Here is a 20,472-nt window from a genome sequence, read left to right as displayed (position 1 = left end):
GGATGACGTCGCCCAGCATCCGCGGCCGCATGGTGGCGCGCAACCCCAGCGAGCCGCACCGCGCCTCCAGCCCGCTCGAACTGCTCTTCGACCTCACCTTCGTGGTGGCGATCTCCCAGGTCGCCGCCCCGCTCGCCGAGGGGCACGGCCTGGATGGGATCGTGCCGTACCTCATGGTGTTCTTCGCCATCTGGTGGGCGTGGATGAACTTCACCTGGTTCGCCTCCGCCTACGACATCGACGACGTGCCGTACCGTCTGCTCACGATGCTGCAGATGGCGGGGGTTCTCGTGCTCGCGGCGGGCGTGCCGGCGGCGTTCGAGGGTCAGGACTACGTCTTCGTGACCGTCGGCTACCTCATCATGCGGGTGGGCCTGGTGAGCCAGTGGATTCGCGCCGGAGTCGAGCATCCGCAGGGCAGGGTCACGGCGTTCCGCTACGCGGGCGGCGTCACGCTGGTGCAGCTCGGCTGGGTGGCGAGGCTGGCGCTTCCGCCCGAGTTCGGCGTCGCCTCGTTCGTCGTGCTGGCGGTCCTCGACCTGTCGGTGCCGCTGTGGGCCGAACGCACGGGGAGCACCTCGTGGCATCCGCATCACATCGCGGAGCGCTACGGGTTGTTCACGATCATCCTGCTCGGCGAGTCGGTGTCCGCCGCGACGATCGCGGTGAAGGGGAGCCTCTCGGCGACCGGGGTGAGCGCCGGTCTCGTGGAGGTGGCCGTGGGCGGCCTCGTGTTGCTCTTCGCCCTCTGGTGGCTGTACTACCTCGAGCCGGCGGGGGCCGGCCTGGCCGCCCGCCGCAACCGTTCCTTCCTCTGGGGCTACGGCCACTACGTCATCTTCGCCTCGCTCGCGGCGGTCGGGGCGGCGCTCGAGGTGGCGGTGGAGCACGGGGCCGGCGAGGCGCACCTGTCGGATGCCGGGGCGGCGCTGGCTCTGGCCGTGCCGGTCGCGCTCTTCCTGGCTTCGCTCTCCGCCCTGCACGCGCCCCTCGCGAGCCGGCTCGCGATCCGGCCGGCGGCCGTCGCGATCGCCGTCGCCCTGATTCTGGCCGTGCCGCTCGCGGCCCCGGCGAACGGACTCCCGTCGTCGGTGCTCGCGATCGCCCTGGTCGCCGCGGCACTCGCGGCGGTCACCATTGCGGACCCTCGACGTCGCGGGGAAACGGTCGCCTGAACGCTGGTACCGATTCGGTACCAGTCCGGTACCATGGCCGAATGGCAACGAATCTGAGGCTGAGGGCCGAGGCCGAAGCGGCGGTGAGGGCCGAGGCCGAGCGGTCCAACCGGTCGCAGCAAGACGTGATCCGGGCGGCGATCGCCAGCTACCTGAGCCTCGACGGGGCCGAGCCGCCCTCGCCCGCCGCGCCGACCGAGGGGCCGGCGGCGCCCGACCGCCTGCTTCCGCCGCGCTCGCGCTTCGCGCGCGCCGGCCAGCGACTGCTGCTGCCCACGTCGATGCGGTCGAGCGACCTGTTGGGTCGCTCCGATCGTGGCTAGGTTCTACGTCGACAGCAGCGCCCTGATCAAGCGGGCCGTCGCGGAGGTCGAGTCGGATGCCCTCGAGGAGGAGTTGTCCTTCGGGGTGGAGCGCGGCCACGTGCTCATCGCCTCATCCCTCGCCTGGGTGGAGGTGACGCGGGCGCTGAGGTCGCGGCTCGGCTTCGAGAACCCGGACGACATCCGCCTGCTCGCCGACATCGCCCTCTCCGGGATCTCCGAGGGGGTGATGGATGGCGCGGTCGTCGCCCTCGCCCGCCGGCTCTCGCCCGTCACGCTGAGGAGTGCCGACGCCATCCACCTCGCCACGGCGGTGTTGCTCGACGCGGATGTCGTGATTGCGTACGACCAGCGGCTCATCGAGGGCGCGCGCGAGCTCGGTCTTCGCACGCGCAGCCCCCGCTGAGGCCGCTGGCTACTCGCGCGCCTACTCGATCGTCGCGAGCAGCTTCATGAACTCCCGCATCCACTCCGGGTGGTCCGGCCAGGCCCGTCCGGAGACGAGGTTGCCGTCGACGACGCCGGCGCCGCCCTCGAAGATGCCGCCGCCGAGCTCCACGTCCGGCTGGAGCGCCGGGTAGGCCGAGGTCGTGCGGCCGTGGAGAACGCCGGCCGCAGCGAGCAGGAGAGGCCCGTGGCAGAGGGCGGCGACCGGCGCGTTCTTCTCGAAGAAGTAGCGCACGATCCGCTTCGCGTCCTCGTCGTTGCGGATGTATTCCGGCGCCCGGCCGCCGGGCACCACCACGGCCACGTAGTCGGACGGGTCCACGTCCTTGAAGGCGATGTCGGCATCCCACATGTGGCCGAGCTTCTCGGTGTAGGTGTCGAAGCCGTCGACGAAGTCGTGCACCACGAACTGCAGCTTCTTCTTGGTCGGGGCCGCGATGTGCACCTCGTAGCCGGCCTCGCGCAGGCGCTGGTATGGATAGAAGACCTCGAGGGTCTCGGCGGCGTCCCCGGTCAGGATGATGATCTTGGCCATGTCATACCTCTCTGTATGCGAAATCGGGCTCGTCACACGGGCCGATGAACCAAGCGTCTGCCCCGGGGCGCGCGGAGGCAACGCGGTTTCGCAGCATCTGCGAAACGGGGGCCGATGAGCCTCGAACACGGGGCGGCGCACGGCCTAGACTCGCCCTATGTCTGCACCGACGCAGTTCTCCGACCGGTCCGGCATCCAGTCCGCCGAGCGCGTGCTCGCCCTCCTCGGCGAGATCGGCGCCGCGCCGTCGGGCGCCACCGCCCAGGAGCTGGCCGGCCGACTCGACCTCACCCTCTCGACCACCTACCGCCTGCTCAAGACCCTCGAGCGGCAGGACTTCGTGAGCCGGCAGGCGGCGAACCACCGCTACATCCTCGGCCGCACCGTCGACACGCTCGGCCGCGCGCTGCGCTACCAGCTTGTGGCCACCGACCAGGTTCGGGCCACCCTCCGCTCGGTGCACGACGCGGTGCACGCCCCGGCCTATCTCACCGTGTTCCGTGGCGAGGACATCGCGGTGGCGCACATCGAGGACTCGCCGGAACATCCCCGCATCGGGCAGCTGCACGTGGGGTTCGCCGAGGCGTCGCACGCGACCGCGTTCGGCAAGCTCATGCTCGCGGCGATGGATGACGCGTCGCTCTCGCGCTTTCTCGAGCGCCACAACCCCCGGGCCCTGACGACCCACAGCGTGACCGACGCGGCCAAGCTGCGCGAGCAGCTCGACGAGGTGCGCGCCCAGCAGATCGCCGTGGAGGTGGAGGAGTACACGCCGCTGCTCGCCTGCATCGCGGCCCCTGTGCGGGCCCGCAGCGGCAAGGTCATCGGGGCGGTGTCGGTCTCCGTCTCGGCGGCCGACTTCTCCCGCCGGTCCGGAGAGCTCGAGAAGGCGGTGCGGCGCGGGGCCTGGCACGTCTCGGCCCAGGTCGAGTGACCGCAGCCCCTTAGGGGGTTCAGTGTCTTCCGAATCCAGGCCGGGGACTGTGTGCACCCGTAGCGGGTCGAGCACCTACGCGCATCCGGCGTTGGTCGGGCACCCACGCGCATCCCGCCAGCACTCGAGTGGGCAAAAGTGGCGGCAAGACTCGGGGTTTGGGTGCAGTTTTGCCCACTCACCCGAGGAGGGGGTCGATCACGAGAAGGACCGCGGCGTTAGGGGAAGCGACCGCGGGTGAGCACCGAGTGGGGCCGATCAGGCGCGCGAACGGGAAAGTGCCCGGAGTGGACAGCCCCCGGCGAGTGCCAGAGGATGGAGGCAGTGCGCCGCCGCACCGGGCGTCGGCTGACGGAAGGACGCCTCCGTGGGCAGCATCGTCGCGAACATGTTCCTCACGCTCGACGGGGTCTACCAGGCGCCCGGTGGTCGGGAGGAGGACCCCTCGGACGGCTTCGCGTTCGGTGGGTGGCAGGCGCCGGTCTCCGACGATGAGGCCGGCGAGACCATCGGCGCCGAGATCGAGCGCATCGACGCCCTGCTCCTCGGCCGCAAGACCTACGACATCTTCGCGGCCTATTGGCCGCACCAGTCGGGCCAGATCGGCGACATTCTCAACCGGGTGCCCAAGTTCGTCGTCTCCAGTACGCTGACCGATCCGAGCTGGGAGGGCACGACAGTGCTGCCGGATGCCGCTGCCGCCGGCCGGCTTCGGGAGGAGTACGACGAGGTGCACACGTTCGGCAGCGGTGTGCTCATCCGTTCGCTGATCGCGGCGGACGTGCTCGACCGTCTGCACCTCTACCTTTACCCGGTCACCCTCGGGCAGGGCAAACGCCTCTTCGCCGCAGGCACCATCCCCGCCACGTTCCGGCTGGCGCAGCCGGCGCGCACCTTCCCGAAGGGCGCCGTGTCACTGGTGTACGAGCGCGCGGGCGAGGTCGAACTGCGGGACATGTAGGGCAGTCCGCGCTCGATCTCGGTGCGGTCGTCGACCCGGATCGAGACGGGCGCGCGCATCTCCGTCATGGCGTCAGCACGATCCGGCCGAAGACCTCGCCCGCGTCCATGCGCCGGTGCGCCTCCTCGGCCTTCGCGAGAGGGAGCACATCGTGGACCACGGCTCGCAGTACGCCTCGGGCAGCCGCCTCAAACTGGTCAGCGCGCACGAGGTTGCGCTCGAGAACGGGCACCGTGTCCAGGCTGAACGTGCCAAATGACAGCGACTTCTGAAAGGCGCGCATCAGCGGCATGCCGAAGTCAGCGGGGGGATAGCCCGCGACGACGCCTACCGAGACCATGCGACCGTTCGGCGCGAGATGCTCGAAGAAGGTCGGCATGGCCTCCCCGCCCACGAGGTCGAAGACGAGGTCGGACGGAGCCGACTCCCCACCCTCGTGCCTCTTCCCGGAACGGTCGAGCAGGCTTGTTGCGCCGAACGCCCGAAGTCGATGGCCGCGCTCGGGAGACGAGGTTGTCACGCCGATCTCCTTCGCGCCACCCGCTGCCGCCAATTGCACGGCCATGATGCCGATGCTCCCAGCAGCGCCGCGCACCAGCACCGATTGACCGGTGGTGAAGCGCGCATGCGCAAGCGCGAAGTGGGCCACCGGGCCGGCAGTTCCGAGGGTCACGGCATCGATCATCGAGAGATCCGCCGGAAGAGAGGTCACATCATCGACGGCGGCGATCGCGCGTTCGGCGTACCCGCCACTGAGGCCGGTGAACGCCCAGACGCGTTGCCCGATCCACGTCGGATCGACCCCGTCGCCGACTTCGATCACGCGCCCCGCTACCTCGCTGCCGGGGATGAGTCCCACGGCAAAGCCGGTGCCGAGTGTTCCGCGTCGGATGACCGCGTCGACGCCGCCGACTCCGATCGCCTCGGTCTCAATCAGCACGTGGCCCGGCCCGACGACCGGTTCGGGCATGTCGACCACCGCCAATCCGTGCGCATCACCAAAGCTTCGGATCTTCACTGCCTGCATTTCGCTGCCCCTTGTCCTTGCGCTTCGGCGAGGATTCCCGCTCATCAGGACAGTAACGGACGCCCCCGTCCACTTTGCTAAAGTGAGAACCATGCCAGACGGATTGCCTCACATGCTCAGGGCCGATGCCGAAGACAACAGGCAACGAGTGCTCGACGCAGCGCGAACCCTGTTCTCCGAGCGAGGCCTCGACGTACGGATGCGTGCGATCGCCCGGCAGGCCGGCGTCGGCCCCGCGACGCTCTACCGACGGTTCCCGACCAAGCAGCACCTCATCGATGCCGCGTTCGCTGATGAGCTTCACGCCTGCCGAACGATCGTCGCCGAGGCGTGCGCCGACCCTGACCCGTGGCGCGGATTCTGTTCCTACCTTGTGCGTATCGGCGAACTGAACGCGCAGAATCAGGGCTTTACCGATGCATTCCTCTCGACATTCCCGAACACTGTCGACTTCACGGCCCACCGAGCGGCGATGCTGAACTCCCTCGCCGACCTCTGCCGACGCGCGCAGAGGGCTGGAGCGCTCCGACCCGATGTCGTACTCGACGACCTGGTGCTCATGCTCATGGCCGGTCGCGGAATCTCGGCGGCGACCACCGACCAGCGGCTCGCCGCAGCGCGCAGATTCTCGGCCCTCGCGATCGAGGCTTTCCGGGACTCGGGACCGGGCATGCGTCTCCCGCCGCCGGCCCGGGTCGCCGCCGCCATGCTCGCGGTCTGACTCGCTACCGCGCGCGGGGAGCGAGCCTCTCCAGCTGGGTGACGTGCGCCGGGGTGAGTTCCTCGAGCGAGTTCACTCCGAGCAGGCGCATGGTGCGCACGATCTGCTCGCCGAGGATCTCGATGGCCCGGTCCACTCCCTCGCGGCCGCCGGCCATCAGCCCGTAGAGGTAGGCGCGGCCGACCATGGTGAACTTGGCGCCGAGAGCCACGGCGGCCACGATGTCCGCGCCGCTCATGATGCCGGTGTCGAGATGGATCTCGGTGTCCATCCCCACCTCGCGAGCGACCTCCGGCAGCAGGTGGAACGGGATCGGCGCCCGGTCGAGCTGGCGGCCGCCGTGGTTGGAGAGCGTGATGCCGTCCACTCCCATGCTGGCGAGACGCTTGGCGTCGTCGAGATTCTGCACGCCCTTGACCACGAGCTTGCCCGGCCACTGGTCCTTGATCCAGGCGAGGTCCTCGAAGGTGACCGTGGGGTCGAACATGGTGTCGAGCAACTCGCCGACGGTTCCGCTCCAGCGGTCGAGGGAGGCGAAGGCGAGTGGCTCGGTGGTGAGGAAGTTGATCCACCACTCGGGGCGCGGCAGGGCGTTGATCACGGTTCCCAGGGTGAGCTGGGGCGGGATGGAGAAGCCATTGCGCTTGTCGCGCAGGCGCGCCCCGGCGACCGGAACATCCACCGTCACCAGCAGGGTGTCGAAGCCGGAGGCGGCGGCGCGGTCCACGAGGGCCATCGACCGCTCGCGGTCCTTCCACATGTAGAGCTGGAACCAGTTGCGGCCGTTCGGGTTCGTCGCCTTCACGTCCTCGATCGCGGTCGTGCCCATCGTGGAGAGCGCGAACGGGATGCCGGCCGCGGCGGCGGCGCCGGCCCCGGCGATCTCGCCCTCGCTCTGCATCATGCGGGTGAAGCCGGTGGGGGCGATGCCGAACGGGAAGGCCGTCGGGCCGCCGAGCACCGTGGACGAGGTGTCGACCACCGACACGTTTCGCAGGATTCCGGGGTTGAACTGGATGTCCTCGAACGCCTGGCGGGCGCGGGCGAGCGAGATCTCCGCCTCTGCCGCGCCCTCGGTGTAGTCGAACGCGGCCTTCGGAGTGCGGCGCTTGGCGATCGTGCGCAGGTCGTGGATGGTGAGGGCGTTCCTCAGGCGGCGCTTCTTCGCGTTGAGCTCCGGCGTCTTGAAGTGCATGAGCGGCGCGAGATCGCGCGGGCGGGGGAATCGTCGTTGCAGGGAGGACATGGCTCAGCTTTCGTTGTGGTCGTCGTCGAACTTGCGCAGCAGGCGGTCGCGCGCGTTGAAGATGTGCTCCCGGGTGAGCCGGCCGGCGAGGGCGATGTCGCCTACCGCGACGGCGTCGAGGATGCCCTGGTGCTGCTGGGCGACATCCGACGGCCTGATCAGCTGGTGGGCCTGCACCTGACCGATGCACAGCTCGATCTCGCCCATGATGAGCGAGTGCAGCCGACCGAGCCGGGGGCTCTGCTGGGCGAGCACGAGGGCGCGGTGGAAGTCGATGTCGGTTCGGGCCAGGGCCGCGCGGTCGTCGTTGGCCACGTGCTCCTCGAGTTGCCGCTGCAGGGCGAGGGCCGTGGGAGGCACCGCGCCGGCCATCGCGAGATTGTGCAGGGCGGCCTCCTCGATGAGGGCGCGGTTCGCGTAGAGGTCGACGATGTCGTCCCGGTCGAGTTGCGGCACGCGCGCGGCGTGGTGGGCCTGCCGGGTGAGCAGGCCCTCGCTCACGAGCCGCTCGAGCGCCGCCTTCGCCGTGGGCCTGGCGACCCCGTACTGCAGGGCGATGGCGGTCTCGGTCAAGAGGGACCCCGGCGCTGCCGAGCCCGTGACGATGCTCTCCCGGAGCGCCTCGTAGACGGCCTCGGGGAGGGACGTGGTCTTCAGTGACACGGACATTGTTATACAAGTATACGAGCCGCGCGGTCTGGCGCAAGTGGCGGGGGTGCCGCCTGCCGCACCCGACTTTCCCACTCAGCCGTCACCAACTGCTGGCTGGGGTCGCCGGGCGAGCAGTTAGTGACGGTTGAGTGGGGATGTGGGGGGGGGGGGCGTGGTGGGGGACCTACCCGAGCGACACCAGGTGGCGCCCGGTGGCGAGTTCCGTCTCGGCGCCGTCCGTCGCCACGAAGGTGACCGGCACCGGGCTCTCGATCGACACCGCCGAGCCGTCGATGCTCACGGCGATCGGGCCGAATGGCGTCGGCAACGAGCCCTCGGCGCGAGTGAGGGAGCCGAGCGCCGGTGCGATGCGTGCCCGAGTGAACCCGGGGGCGCCCGGAGTCACCCCGAGCACGTAGCTCACCAGGTCCCGCGTGGGGGTGCTGCTCCAGCCGTGCACCGGCGTGCCCCATCCCCAGCACTCGCCGAACGTGTCGTAGCCGTTCACGAGAAACTGCGACCAGCGACGGATGAGCCGCTCGATGCGATCCGCCCGGCCCGCGGCCGCGATGGCATCGTGCACGACGTAGCTGAAGAACGGTTCGGCGAGCACGATCTCGGTGTCGACGTCCCAGTCGATCCGCTGCACGCCATTCGACTGGTCGAGCAACTTCTGCAGATCGTAGCCGCCGTCGTTGCCCCCGATCCAGGACCGCACGACCAGCGATGCCTCGTCCGTGATCGCGTCGGCGATGCGCGACCAGCGTTCGCGCGGAGCGAGGCCGGAGACGATCGCGGTGGCGCCGGCGGCCTGGGACGCCGCGGGCATCCGCTGGGATCCCACGAAATGGTCGACGTAGGTGCCGCGCTCTTCGTCCCAGAAGTCCTCGAATCCGGCCCGGGCGGCCTCCCAGCGTGCCCGCGCCCAGCGCGAGTTTCCCGCGTTCTCCACGAAGTCGCTCATCTCGGCGAACTCGGCGAGGGCGCGCGCCCAGAGCGCGGTCACGATGGAGCTGCGGCCGGTGGTGAACACGCTCGCCCAGTCGACGAGGTTCCACTCCGGCACGTCGCTGATGGTGCCGAATCGGTCGATGTACGGCTCGTACCAGCGCAACACCCGTTCGACCGTCGGCAGCGTGGCGAGCAACTCGTCCACGTCGCCGACGTGCCGGAACAGGTTGTAGACCCCGTGCACCCAGTGCAGGGCCCAGTCCGGAATCGTCACGCTGCCACCGGCCTCGATTTCGCCCACCACGCTCATCGGGAGCATGCCGTCGGGGCGCGGCGAGTCGCCGAGGGTGATGTAGTTGCGGGCGAGCCGCCAGTCGTCGTTCGTGGCCAGGTGCACCATCTGGTGCACCACGCCGTCGCCGACCCAGGCGCGCTGTTCGCGGGTGGGGCAGTCGGTGAAGGCGTCGAAGGAGTTGAGGTCGACGGTGCGGATGCCGGCCGCATAGAGCGCGTCGATCTGCGGGTCGTCTGAGCGAAAGAACGAGTCGCCGGTGCGCGGATAGAGGTACTCGCGTACCGCGACATCGCCGATCGTGATGGGGCCGGGCTCGGCCGCGTGGATCACGAGGTGCAGGTAGCGCAGGCCGTTGAGCTCGACCGCGGTGAACCGGTCGTCGCTCCCCCGGGCGATGTAGCGTGCTCCGGTGCGCGGGGTCGACATGACGAGACCGGCGGTCGGGTCGAAGGGAAGCTCCCCGTAGTGCAGGTCGATCACCGTGCCGGCCGGCGCGTCGACAGCGAACTCGACGAAGCCGGCCACTACCCGTCCGAAGTCGCAGCGGACGTAGTGGCTCGCCGCGGCCGCGAGGTCGAACGTGACGGGGAGCTCCGTGGCCTCGGCGGTGTCGACGAGGGCGAGCACCTGGAGTACCCGTTCGGCCGGGTTGTCGTTGGTCCACGGCGGCAGGGCGCCGACGGACGAGTGGGCGACGACCTGGGGCGGCACGGTGTCGCCCCCGAGCGCGCCGATGGTTCGGGGGAGCAGCGCACCGAACGGATCGGTGGGCGGCTGCGAGCGGGCGAGACCGCCGATGTGGGTGGTCGACACGATCGCCGACGGCGCCCAGCCCGAGTCGTCGAAGCCGGACTGCGCCCAGTCCGACGGCAGCAGTCGGGCGTCGAGACTCTCGACGGGGACGCCGTCGAGTGGACCGTGGGCGAAGGTCGACCAGGCGTCCGATCGCGACACCCGCCAGGAGTCGTCGGAGACGAGCAGGCGCTCACCGAGACGGGCCTCGAAGACCAGCAGGGCATCCGTGCCGAGGCCGCCGTTGGCGATGGCCGGCTGCCAGAACGCGGTGGCATGGCCGTAGTAGGTGACGAGGATGGCGATGGTGTTCTCGCCGGTGACGAGGAAGGGAGCGAGGTCGTGCTCGTCGTAGCGCATCCGTCGCGGCTGGGAGCGGATGGGGCCTCGCCCGACCTCGGTACCGTTGACGAACAGCACGTAACGCGAGTCGGCGGTGAGGCGGCTCGGCGCGGTCGCCGGTACCTCGTCGAGAGCAAAGGTGCGCCGGTAGAGCACGCGGCCGAACTCGTGCGGCGGGATCTCTCCGCCGAAGCCGATCTGGTTCTGCGGCGTGGGCGGCTGCTCCGGGGCGATCCAGTGTCCGCTCCAGGAAATCGCGGTGAAGGGGGAAGGGGAGGTGGTCATGGGCGTCCAGCTTCGTCGGTGGAGGGGGCATCACGAGTGTAACGCACCGACCGACATGTTGGTAGGTCGGTTCGTCACACGGACCGACGACGCCCCGACCCGGGCACGCAGTCTAGGTGGCGAGCGCCCGCCGGATCAGCAGGTCGAAGAGGGCGATGCCCTCCGCGACATCCACCTCGTCCGGATCGGCGAGCCACTGGGCCTCGAGCCCCTCCACCGCGCCGAGCATGAGTGCCGCGAGGGTGCGGCTGTCGGCGTCGGGGGCCAGCTCTCCACGCTCGAACGACGAGTCGAATGCGGCCCGCATCGAGGCTCGAAGGCGGCGCGATCGCTGCACGAGCCAGTCGTGCGCCGGATGATCGGCATCCGCCGCCTCCGCGGTGAGCATGTGGGCGAGTTTGATGAGTTCTCGACCATCGAGGATGCGGCGGATCGAGACCTGCATCGACGCGAGCAGCTCCGTGGCCGACTCCGCCCCCTGCTCGATCGCCGGGCCGCGAAGCCGCAGCTCGTCGTCCCGGGCGTCGAGCAGGGCGAGAAGCAGCGCCTGCTTGTTCTCGAAGTGGTGCAGGATGCCAGCACGCGACATCCCGGCGCCGGTCGCGATCCGCCCGATGGTGGCCGCACGATAGCCGCGGGCCGAGAACTCGTCGAGGGCGGCCGCCAGGATGCGTTCGCGGGCATCCGCCCCCTCGCGGGCCGAGGTGTTTGTTCGCGCCATGGGGCAACTCTAGGGTCAGGCGTGGCCCCCATCCCCCACTCGGCCGTCACTAACTGCTGGCTGAGCGGCCCCAGCCAGCAGTTAGTGACGGCTGAGTGGGGATGTGGGACGGGGAACCCGCCGCCGGTCATCGCCCTGATAGAGCCGCCGAGCAGGGGATTCGCGTCGTGATCGATCCTGCGCTCGCCGAGAATCGTTCGGTGTCGCTGCTGAAGCTCGATGGCGGTGCGGACATCCTCGCCCTGACGCCGGAGCGAGCGGTCGGCCTCTCCCTGGCCGCCGCCGATCGGGTGGATGCGGCAACCCTCGCCACGAGGATCGCGCACGCCGGCATCACCCTCAACGACCCCGACTACCTCTTCTACCTCCCCCTCGCCGAACAGGATGCCGTTCGTCACGAGCCCGCCTTCGCCGGAACACGACGGCTGACGTCCGACGACGAGAAGGCCTTTGCGCGATTCGCCGACGAGGCGCCCGAGGACGACAGGGACGAGGCGTTTGTCGAGCTCGACCATTGGCTCGTCGTCGGTACCTTCGTCGACGGTCGGCTCGTCGCCGCGGCGAGCATGTATCCGTGGGACGGAACCCGGCTTGCCGACCTCGGCACGATCACCCTGCCGGAGTATCGGGGCCGCGGATTGGCTCGAGCGACGGTGCGGGCGATAAGCGCTCAGGCCATCGCGATGGGCTACGAACCGCAGTACCGCCGCCAGCTCGACAACGCACCATCGGTGGCGTTGGCCCGGTCGGCCGGGTTCGTGCGTTTCGGCGAGTGGCAAGTCATCGTCTCCGACGCTCCTTAGGGATCGGGATGGCGCCCCCACGACGCCGACAGCAAGGCCACTATTCAGAATAGCAATACACTATTCGAATAGCTGGAATGTGAAGCCTGACCGGACCGGAGCTCCCGGGTGGCCCGGCCACCCCCGCGACGAGAGGACCAGGCATGAGACGCGCGATAGTCAGCGGCGGCCAGAGCGGACTCGGGGAGGCGTGCGTGGCACGACTTCGTCGGGAGGGAGTCGAGACCTTCTCGCTCGACCTGTCGCCCGACGCCGACTTCTCCCTCGATGTGAGCGACTCCGCCGCGGTCAACCGGGCGGTGGCGGAGATCGGGCGGGTGGACATCCTCGTCAACAGCGCCGGCATCGTCGGCCCGAACCTGCCGCTCTGGGAGATCGACGACCGCTCCTGGCAAAAGACCCTCGACGTGAACATCAACGGGGTCTTCAACCTCTGCCGGGCCGTCGTGCCGGGCATGCGCGAGAGGGGCTGGGGCCGTATCGTCAGCATGGCGAGCATCGCCGGCAAGGAGGGCAACCCCAACCTCAGCGCGTACTCCACGTCGAAGGCCGCGGTCATCGGGCTCACCAAGTCCCTGGGCAAGGAGCTGGCCACGAGCGGCGTGCTCGTGAACGCGATCGCGCCGGCGGTGATCGAGACGCCGATGAACGCGGCGAACACGCCGGAGGTTCTCGACTACATGATCGCGAAGATCCCGATGGGCAGGCTCGGCAGGGCGGAGGAGGTGGCGAATCTGGTCTACTGGCTCGCGTCCGACGAGTGCAGCTTCTCCACCGGCAGCGTGTACGACATCAGCGGCGGCCGCGCCACCTACTAGGCCCGGCCACTCGACCAAGGAGAAGACCCTGATGACCCAGGAATTCGACGCACTCGTCGCGATCGTCACGGGGGGAGCCAGCGGCATCGGCGCGGCCACCGCCGACTACCTGAGCGCGCGCGGCGCGAGTGTGGCCGTGCTCGACCGATCCGTTCCAGAAGACGGCCAGCACTTCTCGGTCGCGTGCGACGTGACGGACGGCAGCCAGGTGGCGTCCGCGGTCGACCGGGTGGTCGAGAGGTTCGGCGGCATCGACATCCTCATCAACAACGCGGGGATCGGCGCGGTCGGGCCGGTCTCCGAGAACGACGACGACGAATGGCGGCGCGTGCTCGATGTCAACGTGCTCGGCATCGTGCGCCTGAGCCGGGCCGCCCTCCCGCATCTGCAGCGCTCGGCCGCCGGGGCGATCGTCAACACCTGTTCCGTCGTCGCGAGCGTCGGGGTGCCGAACCGGGCGCTCTACTCCGCGAGCAAGGGGGCAGTCGAGTCGCTCACTCGGGCAATGGCGGCGGACTTTCTTCAGCACGGCATCCGCGTGAACGCGGTCTCCCCCGGCACGGCAGACACGCCGTGGGTGGCGCGGCTGCTCGCCGCGGCCGACGACCCGAAGGCCACCGAGGCCGCCCTCGTCGCTCGCCAGCCGATGGGGCGACTCATCACCGCGGCGGAGGTCGCGCACGCCATCGCCTATCTCGCGAGCCCGCTCAGCGCGTCCACCACCGGAACCGTGCTGGCGGTCGACGGCGGCATGCACAGCCTCCGGCTCAATTGAGCCGGCGGACGACAGCGGGGAGTGACGGATGACCGACACGGCGGCAGACCTTCGAGCCGAACTCGAGGCGGTGGGAGTCGACAGATTCACCGCGCGCGACTACCGGCCGGGCACGGTCGTCCACATCGTGCTCTTCAGGTACACCGCGGCGGCGACCGAGGCGCACCGCGCCGAGGTCGCGCGCCGGTTCCACGCACTGGCCGCCACCGAGCGGCGCGGCGCGCCATACATCTCGTCGATCACGAGTGGAACGCAGCAGAGCGGCGAGGTGGCCCCGGGCGGATTCGAGCACGGCTTCGTCGTCACCTTCTCCTCCCTGGGCGACCGCAACTTCTACGTCGGTGAGCCGATCGTGACCGATCCGGAGTTCTACGACCGGGTGCACGCCGAGTTCAAGCAGTTCGTTGGTCCGCTGCTGGCCCCGGGAGGCGTCCTGGTCTTCGACTTCAGCCCGCAGCCCGAGGGCTGAGCCCCAGCAGCTCGCGGTCGTCGGCATCCAGCTCGAGGCGTGCGGATGCCGCGGAGTCCACGATCGTCCGCGGCCGGCTCGACCCGACGAGGGGCACGATTCCGGTGTCGAGGCCGAGCAGCCAGGCGAGCGAGACCTGTTGCACCGAGACCCCGTGCCGAGCGGCGACCGCGGCTCGCGCATCGGCCACCGTCGACCGGGCGAGGTCCGGACCGCCGAGCGGCATGTAGGCGAGGTAGGCGATCCCCGCGCCCGCGCAGTGCCGCGCGGTGGGCAGGTCGCCCGCAGAATCGAACGAGAGCCGGTTCTGCACCGATTCGATCGAGGTGACGGACCGAGCGATTTCGATCTGGTCGATGCTGACGTTGGAGAGGCCGATCGCGTCGATCTTGCCCTCCGTGCGCAGCTCGTCGAGGGCCGCGACGCTCTCGTCGAGCGGAACGAGCGGGTCGACGTGGTGCAGATGGTAGAGCCCGATCCTCTCCACACCGAGAGTCCGCAGGCTGATCTCGCAGTGCGACCGGAGTGTCGCCCGGCTCGCGTCCACGGGGAAGCCGTCACCGGAGCGCCAGTGGCCGCCCTTGGTGGCCACGAGCACGTCCTCGTGCCGGCCAGACAGCGCGAGGCGCACAATGGACTCCGCGTACGACTCGACGCCGGCCCGGGTGTAGGCCAGCGCGGTATCGATCAGGGTCACCCCCGCCTCGATCGCGGCGTGCACGGTCGCGACGGCGGTGGCCTCGTCGACCGCCCCGAACGCGAACGGCGCCGTTCCCAGGCCGATCTTGCCGACGGCGGCGTCGCCGACGCGGGTGCTCACGAGGCGCTTCGGCGCGAGTCGCTCAGCTCCTTCAGCCTGGCCCGCACGTTCTGGCGCACGAACGGCGGCAGCTGGAACAGGCTCTCGCCCACCGCGCGCCGGGGCGTCCACTGGGTGTGGTGCCGGAACACGCGAGCGGCATCGTCGTCATGAGCGGCGATCGTGGTCCAGACCGCGGCGTACGCCTCCGGGTCGTCGATGATGTCGGACAGGGGGGTCTCGAGCGAGACCTCGCCTCGGGCCGGAGCCTCGGCATCCGCCTGCACCGACCAGTGGTGGCTGCCCGATCCCACCCGCACGAACTCGCGCGCGCCCGGCAGCCAGACCTCGGCCGTCGTGTTGGGCGGGATCACCGCGTCGATCTCGATCGTGCCGTGGTCGGAGCGCGCCCAGCCCGTGCTCGCCAGACCGTACGGCGTCTCGTGCGAGGTGCGGGCGAAATCGAACTCGGGCAGCGGCCGGGGGGCGACGAGGATGCTGCGGTAGCCGGGGCTGGCCGGGGCGAGACCTGCGAGCGAGCGGTGCATCCAGTCGGCGATGGCGCCGAGGGCGTAGTGGTTGAAGCTCGTCATCTCGCCCGGGTTGATCGAGCCGTCCTCGAGCATGCTGTCCCAGCGCTCCCAGACGGTGGTCGCACCCATGGTCACCGGGTACAGCCAGGACGGGTTCTCGGTCTGGGTGAGCAGGCGGCCCGCCACGTCCAGGTGCCCGGTCACGGCCAGGGCCTCGGCGACGAGGGGCGTGCCCACGAAGCCGGTGCCGATGCGGTAGCCGGCCGAGCGTACGAGGAAGGCGAGCCGGTCGCCCATCCGCTGGCGCTCGTCCCCGTCTCGGGTGAGGCCGAACATGATCGCGAGCCCGTAGCCGGTCTGGGCGTCCGACATCATGCGACCGGACTCGCTCACGTACTCGCGCAGGAAGGCGCGGCGAACCGTGGCGGCGATCGCGGCATAGGTCTCGGCGTCCCGCTCGTTGCCGAGCACCGTCGCGGCGCGCGACACGATCTCCACGGAACGGAAGAGGTAGGCGCTCGCCACGATGTCCGGATCGGTCTTGGCGTCGGCGGGGAAGTCGGCCGGGGCATCCGGGTCGAGCCAGTCGCCGAACTGGAACTTGCCCTCCCAGAGGTAGCGCTCGCCGGCGATGCCGATGAGGGTGTCCGCCCACGACTTCATGCTCCCGTACTGGTCGCCGAGCACGCCGACATCGCCGAACCGCTCGTAGAGCACCCACGGCACGACGGTCGCCGCGTCACCCCACGCCGCTGCTGCCGCCGTGGCGGACTCGTCGCCGAGCACGTCCGGCACGATGAACGGCACGACCCCGCCCTTCGCCTTCTGCTCGAGCGCGAGGTCTTCGAGCCAGCCGGCAAGGAATCCGTCCGCCTCGTAGAGGTAGCTGGCGGTGGGAGCGAAGACCTGGATGTCGCCGGTCCAGCCCAGCCGCTCGTCCCGCTGGGGGCAGTCGGTGGGCAGGTAGAGGAAGTTGCCGCGCATTCCCCACACGACGTTCTCGTGGAGTCGGTTGACGAGTTCGTGGGAGCTCTCGAACCATCCGGTGCGCTCCATGTCGCTGTGGATGACCACCGCCGTGACATCGGCCGGGTCGAGTTCGCCGGGCAGGTTGTCGATCTCGGCGTAGCGGAAACCGTGGAAGGTGAATCGCGGCTGCCAGGTCTCGGCGCCGCCCCCGGCCAGCGTGTAATGGTCGGTCGCCTTCGCCCGGCGCAGGGGACGGATGCCCAGCTCGCCGTTCTCCAGCACCTCCGCGTGCCGCAGCGTGATGGTGTGGCCGCGGTCTCCGCGCACGGTGATTCGGAGCGTGCCGACGAGATTCTGGCCGAAGTCGAGGATTGTGCGGCCGCTCGGTGAGGTGATGACCTCCTGCACGCCGATCTCCTCGATGGCCCGCACGGCGGGAGCGGAGCGCGGGCTGGGGGTGGGGAACTTGCCGTCGACGCGCACGGCGGTCCACGCCGAGGCGTCGAAGCCGGCGGTCGACCAGCCGTCGATGGCGAGGGTCGCATCGAAGGTCTCGCCGTCATAGATGCTGCTCGCGGTGAGGGGGCCGTCCCCGGTGCCCAGCCAGCCCTCGTCGCTCAGCACGGTCTGGGTGCTGCCGTCGACGTAGACGATCTCGAGCTGGAGGGCGACGGCCGGGTCGCTTCCGTAGAACGGGGCGGCAGAGTCCCTGAATCCGAAGCTCTCGGTGAACCAGCCTCCCGCCAGGGTGACTGCGATCGCGTTCGTGCCCTCGGTGACGAGGGAGGTGACATCCGTCGTCTCGTGGGTGAGGCGGAACTGGTAGGCGGTCCAGCCGGGCTTGAGGATCTCGTCGTCCACCTCGGTGCCGTTGACCTCGACCTGGTAGACGCCGTGCGCCGTCGCGTAGAGGGTGGCGCGGGCGACGGGTCCGGATGCCGTGAACTCGGTGCGCAGGAGTGCCGGCTGCGCCGTGGTCGCCGGGTTGTCGAGCCCGATCATCCTGCCTGCCCAGGCGCCGGGGGCGAGGAATCCACCGGTCAGCTCGAGCGGCTCACTCCAGTCGGAGGCCGACCCGTCGACTCCGGTCACCCGCACGCGCACCGCGCGCACCTCGCCGGGGGCGAGGGGAGCGAACGGCCATTCGACCAACGCGGAGTCCCGCGACTCCAGGCTCGTGGTCCTGTCGCCATCGGTGAGCTCGGCCACGGCCTGCAGCCACCCGTCGATCGGCGTCTCGGACTTCCAGCTCAGCCGGGGCGTCGGCGTCGGGACGAACCCGGTGTCGCTGCGGTACTCCGCGCGGAGGCTGGACACTCGAACGGTCGAGGAGGTGGAAGCCACTGGCTCTCCTTTGAGTCGGTACGGGATCTTCAATGAAACGATTCAAGCTTAGCGGGCATCCGGGGCAGGCGGCAAACGCCGACCGCGGATCAGGAGGCGACGAGCACCTGGCGGGAGAGGGGGAGCGAGTCGACCGACGTGCCGACTCGGAGTTCGAACAGCCCGGGCTCCCACGCCCAGCCGTCGCTCCAGTGGGCGAAGGCCCGGCCGGGCACGGCGACCTCGACCGTCGCGGATGCCCCGGCATCAAGGGTCACCGAGGCGAACCCGACGAGCCAGCGCACCGGGCGGTCGATCGCGGTCTCGGCGCGCTCCGCGAAGACCTGCATGACCTGCTTGCCCGCCCGGTTGCCGGTGTTCGTGACGGTGACCGAGGCGACGAGGCCGTCGCCGGCGGCGACGGCGGCGGGCGCCTCGAGATCGGCCAACGCCCAGGTGGTGTAGCCGAGACCGTGGCCGAACGGATAGGCGGGGGCCGTGCCCGACCTGAGCCAGGCCCGGTAGCCGATGTGGATTCCCTCGTCGTAGCGCAGCACGCCGTCGACCGGGGTGACGTTCAGCACCGGGACGTCCGCCTCCGCCGCCGGCCAGGTCGTGGGGAGCCGGCCGCCCGGTTCGACGTCGCCGAAGATCATGTCGGCGATCGCGTGCCCGAATTCCTGGCCGCCGAAGTAGCCGACGAGCACCGCGGGAACCTCGTTGCGCCAGGGAAGCAGCACCGGAGACCCGGCGTTGACCACCACGATCGTGCGCGGGTTGACCGCCGCCACCGCGCGAACGAGCTCGTCCTGTCGGCCGGGCAGTGACAGCGAGCCGCGATCGAAGCCCTCCGACTCGACCCGCGAATTCGTGCCGACCACCACGACGGCGACATCCGCCGCTCGAGCGGCCTCGACCGCCTCGGCGATGAGCTCGGCCGGGCGGGAGTTGTCCGGTTCCAGGCCGAAACTCAGGCCGAGTGCCGGGATGGCATTCTGGCCGGTGGGGAGGTCGAACTCCAGTCGTAGCGACACGGGCGTGCCGGCGACGACGGAGACGGGCGCGGAGGTCGACGGCGGCGCGAGAAGCGCGGCCCCGAGGTCCGTTCCCACGGCCTCGACGGTCTCGTCAAGCACGAGCACGTCATCCGCGTAGATCCGACCGCGACCCACCGACGCGAATCCCACGAGCAGCTGGCCGGTCTCGTGCGGCAGGTAGGTGGTCGACAACTCGACCATGCTGGATTCCGTGATCGGCGCCGCTCCGCCGAACCAGACGAGAGCACTGGATCGGCGGTGCTCGCGGAACAGCTCGTGGTCGTCCGCGTCGAGGAATCTCGCGATAAGGCCCGGCTCGCCCGTCGCCGGGTTCGTCATGGAGGCGAGGGGAAACTCCGCGACACCCTCCTGCACGACCGCGCCGATCGTCCAGCTGACCTCGGCTCCCGGCACTGCCTCCCTGACGCCATCGAGGGGGGACACGACCTTCTCCGGGAGCACCGTGGCGCTGCCACCCCCCTGCGTGCGCGCGAACCGGGCGTTGTGACCGATGACGGCGATGCTGCCGATGGCCGATGCCGACCAGGGCAGCTCGCCCTCGTTGCGCAGCAGCACGGAGCCGGCGGAGGCCGCGGCACGAGCGAAGGCGACGCCGTCGACTTGCTCGGCGGTGATCGGTGCCCCATCGAAACCGTGCAGTGCCCCCACCCGTTGGGCGAGAGTGAGGAGTCGCAGCACCTTGCGGTCGATTGCGGCCTCCGGGATGTCGCCCGACTCCACGGCGGCGATGAGCGCCGCGCCCCACGGGCCGAACGGACCCGGCATCGCCAGGTCCTGCGAATGCCTGGCGCTCTCGATGCTGCGCACGGCCGTCCAGTCGCTGATGACGACCCCGTCGAACCCCCACTCGCTGTTGAGCGGCGTCTCGAGCAGGTCGTTCTCGCTGGCGGTGGCTCCGTTGATCGAGTTGTAGGCGCTCATCACGGCCCATGCTCCGGCCTCGGTCACCGGCTTCTCGAACGCGAGCAGGTAGACCTCGCGCAGCGTCCGGTCGTCGACGGCGACGTTTACGGTGAAGCGATCAGTCTCGGAGTCGTTGGCCACGTAATGCTTCGGTGTGGCGCCGACACCGTTGCTCTGCACCCCCTCGACGTAGGCCGCGGCGAGTTCGCCGGTGAGCGTCGGGTCTTCGCTGAACGCCTCGAAGTGGCGGCCGCCCAGAGGCGAGCGGTGCAGGTTGATGGTGGGCCCGAGCACGACGTCGACGCCCTTGCGCCTCGCCTCCTGGCCCGAGACCACGCCGTACAGCCGCGCGATCTCCCGGTCCCACGCCGAGGACAGGGCCGTCGCCGACGGCAGATTGAGCGAGGGGCTGCGCTCGTCCCAGACCTCGCCACGCACTCCGGAGGGACCGTCGGAGAGCACCATCCGGCGCAGGCCGATCCGCTCGACCGGGGTCGTTGTCCAAAAGTCCGCGCCGGTGAGGAGCGTGACCTTCTCCTCGAGGGTCATCGAGCTCACGAGCGTTGCGATTCGCTCGAGGGTGGATTCGGTCATGGCGTGTCCTTGGGGAGGGGGA

At 70.0% G+C, this 20,472-nt stretch carries 19 protein-coding genes; 10 read left to right on the top strand and 9 right to left on the bottom strand.

Annotation, left to right across the window (positions count from 1 at the left end; translation table 11 throughout):
* Positions 1-2 precede the first annotated feature (2 nt).
* The 3 genes from ACHZD8_RS12160 to ACHZD8_RS12150 are packed head-to-tail and all read left to right on the top strand — an operon-like array spanning position 3 to position 1,904.
* Positions 3-1,175 (top strand): low temperature requirement protein A, encoded by a 1,173-nt coding sequence (locus tag ACHZD8_RS12160; protein ID WP_394770689.1) that lies wholly within the window; start codon positions 3-5, stop codon positions 1,173-1,175.
* Positions 1,176-1,216: 41 nt separating this feature from the next.
* On the top strand, positions 1,217-1,498 hold the full coding sequence (locus tag ACHZD8_RS12155; RefSeq protein WP_394770688.1) for a hypothetical protein: 282 nt from the start codon (positions 1,217-1,219) through the stop codon (positions 1,496-1,498).
* A complete protein-coding gene (locus tag ACHZD8_RS12150) occupies positions 1,491-1,904 on the top strand; it encodes a type II toxin-antitoxin system VapC family toxin (RefSeq protein ID WP_394770687.1) in 414 nt (137 codons plus the stop codon). Before ACHZD8_RS12155 ends, ACHZD8_RS12150 begins: the two co-directional genes overlap by 8 nt.
* Positions 1,905-1,925: 21 nt before the next feature.
* Here ACHZD8_RS12150 and ACHZD8_RS12145 read toward each other — a convergent pair whose 3' ends face one another.
* Positions 1,926-2,480, bottom strand: coding sequence for a DJ-1/PfpI family protein (locus tag ACHZD8_RS12145; protein WP_147784434.1), 555 nt, complete (start codon positions 2,478-2,480; stop codon positions 1,926-1,928).
* A gap of 157 nt (positions 2,481-2,637) precedes the next feature.
* On the opposite strand from ACHZD8_RS12145, the gene ACHZD8_RS12140 reads away from it, so the two are divergent.
* The gene (locus ACHZD8_RS12140; RefSeq protein ID WP_394770686.1) at positions 2,638-3,414 is read left to right on the top strand and encodes an IclR family transcriptional regulator; all 777 of its coding nucleotides are present in this window, start codon (positions 2,638-2,640) and stop codon (positions 3,412-3,414) included.
* A 367-nt stretch (positions 3,415-3,781) separates the two neighbouring features.
* Positions 3,782-4,375, top strand: coding sequence for a dihydrofolate reductase family protein (locus ACHZD8_RS12135; RefSeq protein WP_394770685.1), 594 nt, complete (start codon positions 3,782-3,784; stop codon positions 4,373-4,375).
* Between the two features lie 64 nt (positions 4,376-4,439).
* Here the strand turns inward: ACHZD8_RS12135 and ACHZD8_RS12130 are convergent, their stop codons facing one another.
* A complete protein-coding gene (locus ACHZD8_RS12130; protein WP_394770684.1) occupies positions 4,440-5,402 on the bottom strand; it encodes a zinc-binding dehydrogenase in 963 nt (320 codons plus the stop codon).
* On the opposite strand from ACHZD8_RS12130, the gene ACHZD8_RS12125 reads away from it, so the two are divergent.
* Positions 5,344-6,123 (top strand): TetR/AcrR family transcriptional regulator, encoded by a 780-nt coding sequence (locus ACHZD8_RS12125; protein ID WP_394770683.1) that lies wholly within the window; start codon positions 5,344-5,346, stop codon positions 6,121-6,123. The two genes, ACHZD8_RS12130 and ACHZD8_RS12125, sit on opposite strands and share 59 nt — an antisense overlap.
* Before the next feature lie 4 nt (positions 6,124-6,127).
* Here ACHZD8_RS12125 and ACHZD8_RS12120 read toward each other — a convergent pair whose 3' ends face one another.
* The 4 genes from ACHZD8_RS12120 to ACHZD8_RS12105 form a co-directional block, all read right to left on the bottom strand.
* Positions 6,128-7,369 carry an alpha-hydroxy-acid oxidizing protein gene (locus ACHZD8_RS12120; RefSeq protein WP_394770682.1) on the bottom strand — a complete coding sequence of 414 codons (1,242 nt, stop codon included), beginning with the start codon at positions 7,367-7,369 and terminating at the stop codon, positions 6,128-6,130.
* A gap of 3 nt (positions 7,370-7,372) precedes the next feature.
* Positions 7,373-8,038, bottom strand: coding sequence for a GntR family transcriptional regulator (locus ACHZD8_RS12115; RefSeq protein ID WP_394770681.1), 666 nt, complete (start codon positions 8,036-8,038; stop codon positions 7,373-7,375).
* Positions 8,039-8,204: 166 nt separating this feature from the next.
* Positions 8,205-10,685, bottom strand: coding sequence for a family 78 glycoside hydrolase catalytic domain (locus ACHZD8_RS12110; protein ID WP_394770680.1), 2,481 nt, complete (start codon positions 10,683-10,685; stop codon positions 8,205-8,207).
* 112 nt (positions 10,686-10,797) lie between these two features.
* Positions 10,798-11,406, bottom strand: coding sequence for a TetR/AcrR family transcriptional regulator (locus ACHZD8_RS12105; RefSeq protein ID WP_394770679.1), 609 nt, complete (start codon positions 11,404-11,406; stop codon positions 10,798-10,800).
* A gap of 167 nt (positions 11,407-11,573) precedes the next feature.
* Between ACHZD8_RS12105 and ACHZD8_RS12100 the strand changes: the two genes are divergently transcribed.
* The 4 genes from ACHZD8_RS12100 to ACHZD8_RS12085 all read left to right on the top strand — a co-directional run bounded on the left by ACHZD8_RS12100 (position 11,574) and on the right by ACHZD8_RS12085 (position 14,271).
* Positions 11,574-12,209 carry a GNAT family N-acetyltransferase gene (locus ACHZD8_RS12100; RefSeq protein ID WP_394770678.1) on the top strand — a complete coding sequence of 212 codons (636 nt, stop codon included), beginning with the start codon at positions 11,574-11,576 and terminating at the stop codon, positions 12,207-12,209.
* A gap of 143 nt (positions 12,210-12,352) precedes the next feature.
* Positions 12,353-13,027, top strand: coding sequence for an SDR family NAD(P)-dependent oxidoreductase (locus ACHZD8_RS12095; protein ID WP_394770677.1), 675 nt, complete (start codon positions 12,353-12,355; stop codon positions 13,025-13,027).
* 31 nt (positions 13,028-13,058) lie between these two features.
* Positions 13,059-13,802 (top strand): SDR family NAD(P)-dependent oxidoreductase, encoded by a 744-nt coding sequence (locus tag ACHZD8_RS12090; protein ID WP_394770676.1) that lies wholly within the window; start codon positions 13,059-13,061, stop codon positions 13,800-13,802.
* Between the two features lie 28 nt (positions 13,803-13,830).
* Complete coding sequence (locus tag ACHZD8_RS12085; protein ID WP_394770675.1) at positions 13,831-14,271, top strand: Dabb family protein; 441 nt, start codon at positions 13,831-13,833, stop codon at positions 14,269-14,271.
* Here the strand turns inward: ACHZD8_RS12085 and ACHZD8_RS12080 are convergent.
* The 3 genes from ACHZD8_RS12080 to ACHZD8_RS12070 form a co-directional block, all read right to left on the bottom strand.
* The gene (locus ACHZD8_RS12080) at positions 14,249-15,091 is read right to left on the bottom strand and encodes an aldo/keto reductase (RefSeq protein WP_394770674.1); all 843 of its coding nucleotides are present in this window, start codon (positions 15,089-15,091) and stop codon (positions 14,249-14,251) included. The genes ACHZD8_RS12085 and ACHZD8_RS12080 overlap by 23 nt on opposite strands.
* Positions 15,088-17,916: a family 78 glycoside hydrolase catalytic domain gene (locus tag ACHZD8_RS12075; protein ID WP_394770673.1), complete on the bottom strand. Its 2,829-nt coding sequence runs from the start codon at positions 17,914-17,916 to the stop codon at positions 15,088-15,090. Before ACHZD8_RS12075 ends, ACHZD8_RS12080 begins: the two co-directional genes overlap by 4 nt.
* An 89-nt stretch (positions 17,917-18,005) precedes the next feature.
* Positions 18,006-20,450, bottom strand: a complete 2,445-nt coding sequence (locus ACHZD8_RS12070; protein WP_394770672.1) for a glycoside hydrolase family 3 protein — start codon at positions 20,448-20,450, stop codon at positions 18,006-18,008.
* Positions 20,451-20,472: the final 22 nt, after the last annotated feature.

Source organism: Lacisediminihabitans sp., from assembly GCF_043726815.1.
Lineage (GTDB): Bacteria > Actinomycetota > Actinomycetes > Actinomycetales > Microbacteriaceae > Lacisediminihabitans.
The sequence above is the reverse complement of the archived record's forward strand: the minus strand, read 5'-3'. Positions and strand labels throughout refer to the sequence as shown.

Coding starts and splice junctions, on each gene's coding strand:
- ACHZD8_RS12160 (WP_394770689.1), top strand. CDS start 3: ATGACGTCGCCCAGCATCCGCGGCCGCATGGTGGCGCGCAACCCCAGC.
- ACHZD8_RS12155 (WP_394770688.1), top strand. CDS start 1,217: ATGGCAACGAATCTGAGGCTGAGGGCCGAGGCCGAAGCGGCGGTGAGG.
- ACHZD8_RS12145 (WP_147784434.1), bottom strand. CDS start 2,480: ATGGCCAAGATCATCATCCTGACCGGGGACGCCGCCGAGACCCTCGAG.
- ACHZD8_RS12140 (WP_394770686.1), top strand. CDS start 2,638: ATGTCTGCACCGACGCAGTTCTCCGACCGGTCCGGCATCCAGTCCGCC.
- ACHZD8_RS12125 (WP_394770683.1), top strand. CDS start 5,344: ATGTCGACCACCGCCAATCCGTGCGCATCACCAAAGCTTCGGATCTTC.
- ACHZD8_RS12130 (WP_394770684.1), bottom strand. CDS start 5,402: ATGCAGGCAGTGAAGATCCGAAGCTTTGGTGATGCGCACGGATTGGCG.
- ACHZD8_RS12120 (WP_394770682.1), bottom strand. CDS start 7,369: ATGTCCTCCCTGCAACGACGATTCCCCCGCCCGCGCGATCTCGCGCCG.
- ACHZD8_RS12115 (WP_394770681.1), bottom strand. CDS start 8,038: ATGTCCGTGTCACTGAAGACCACGTCCCTCCCCGAGGCCGTCTACGAG.
- ACHZD8_RS12110 (WP_394770680.1), bottom strand. CDS start 10,685: ATGACCACCTCCCCTTCCCCCTTCACCGCGATTTCCTGGAGCGGACAC.
- ACHZD8_RS12105 (WP_394770679.1), bottom strand. CDS start 11,406: ATGGCGCGAACAAACACCTCGGCCCGCGAGGGGGCGGATGCCCGCGAA.
- ACHZD8_RS12095 (WP_394770677.1), top strand. CDS start 12,353: ATGAGACGCGCGATAGTCAGCGGCGGCCAGAGCGGACTCGGGGAGGCG.
- ACHZD8_RS12090 (WP_394770676.1), top strand. CDS start 13,059: ATGACCCAGGAATTCGACGCACTCGTCGCGATCGTCACGGGGGGAGCC.
- ACHZD8_RS12085 (WP_394770675.1), top strand. CDS start 13,831: ATGACCGACACGGCGGCAGACCTTCGAGCCGAACTCGAGGCGGTGGGA.
- ACHZD8_RS12070 (WP_394770672.1), bottom strand. CDS start 20,450: ATGACCGAATCCACCCTCGAGCGAATCGCAACGCTCGTGAGCTCGATG.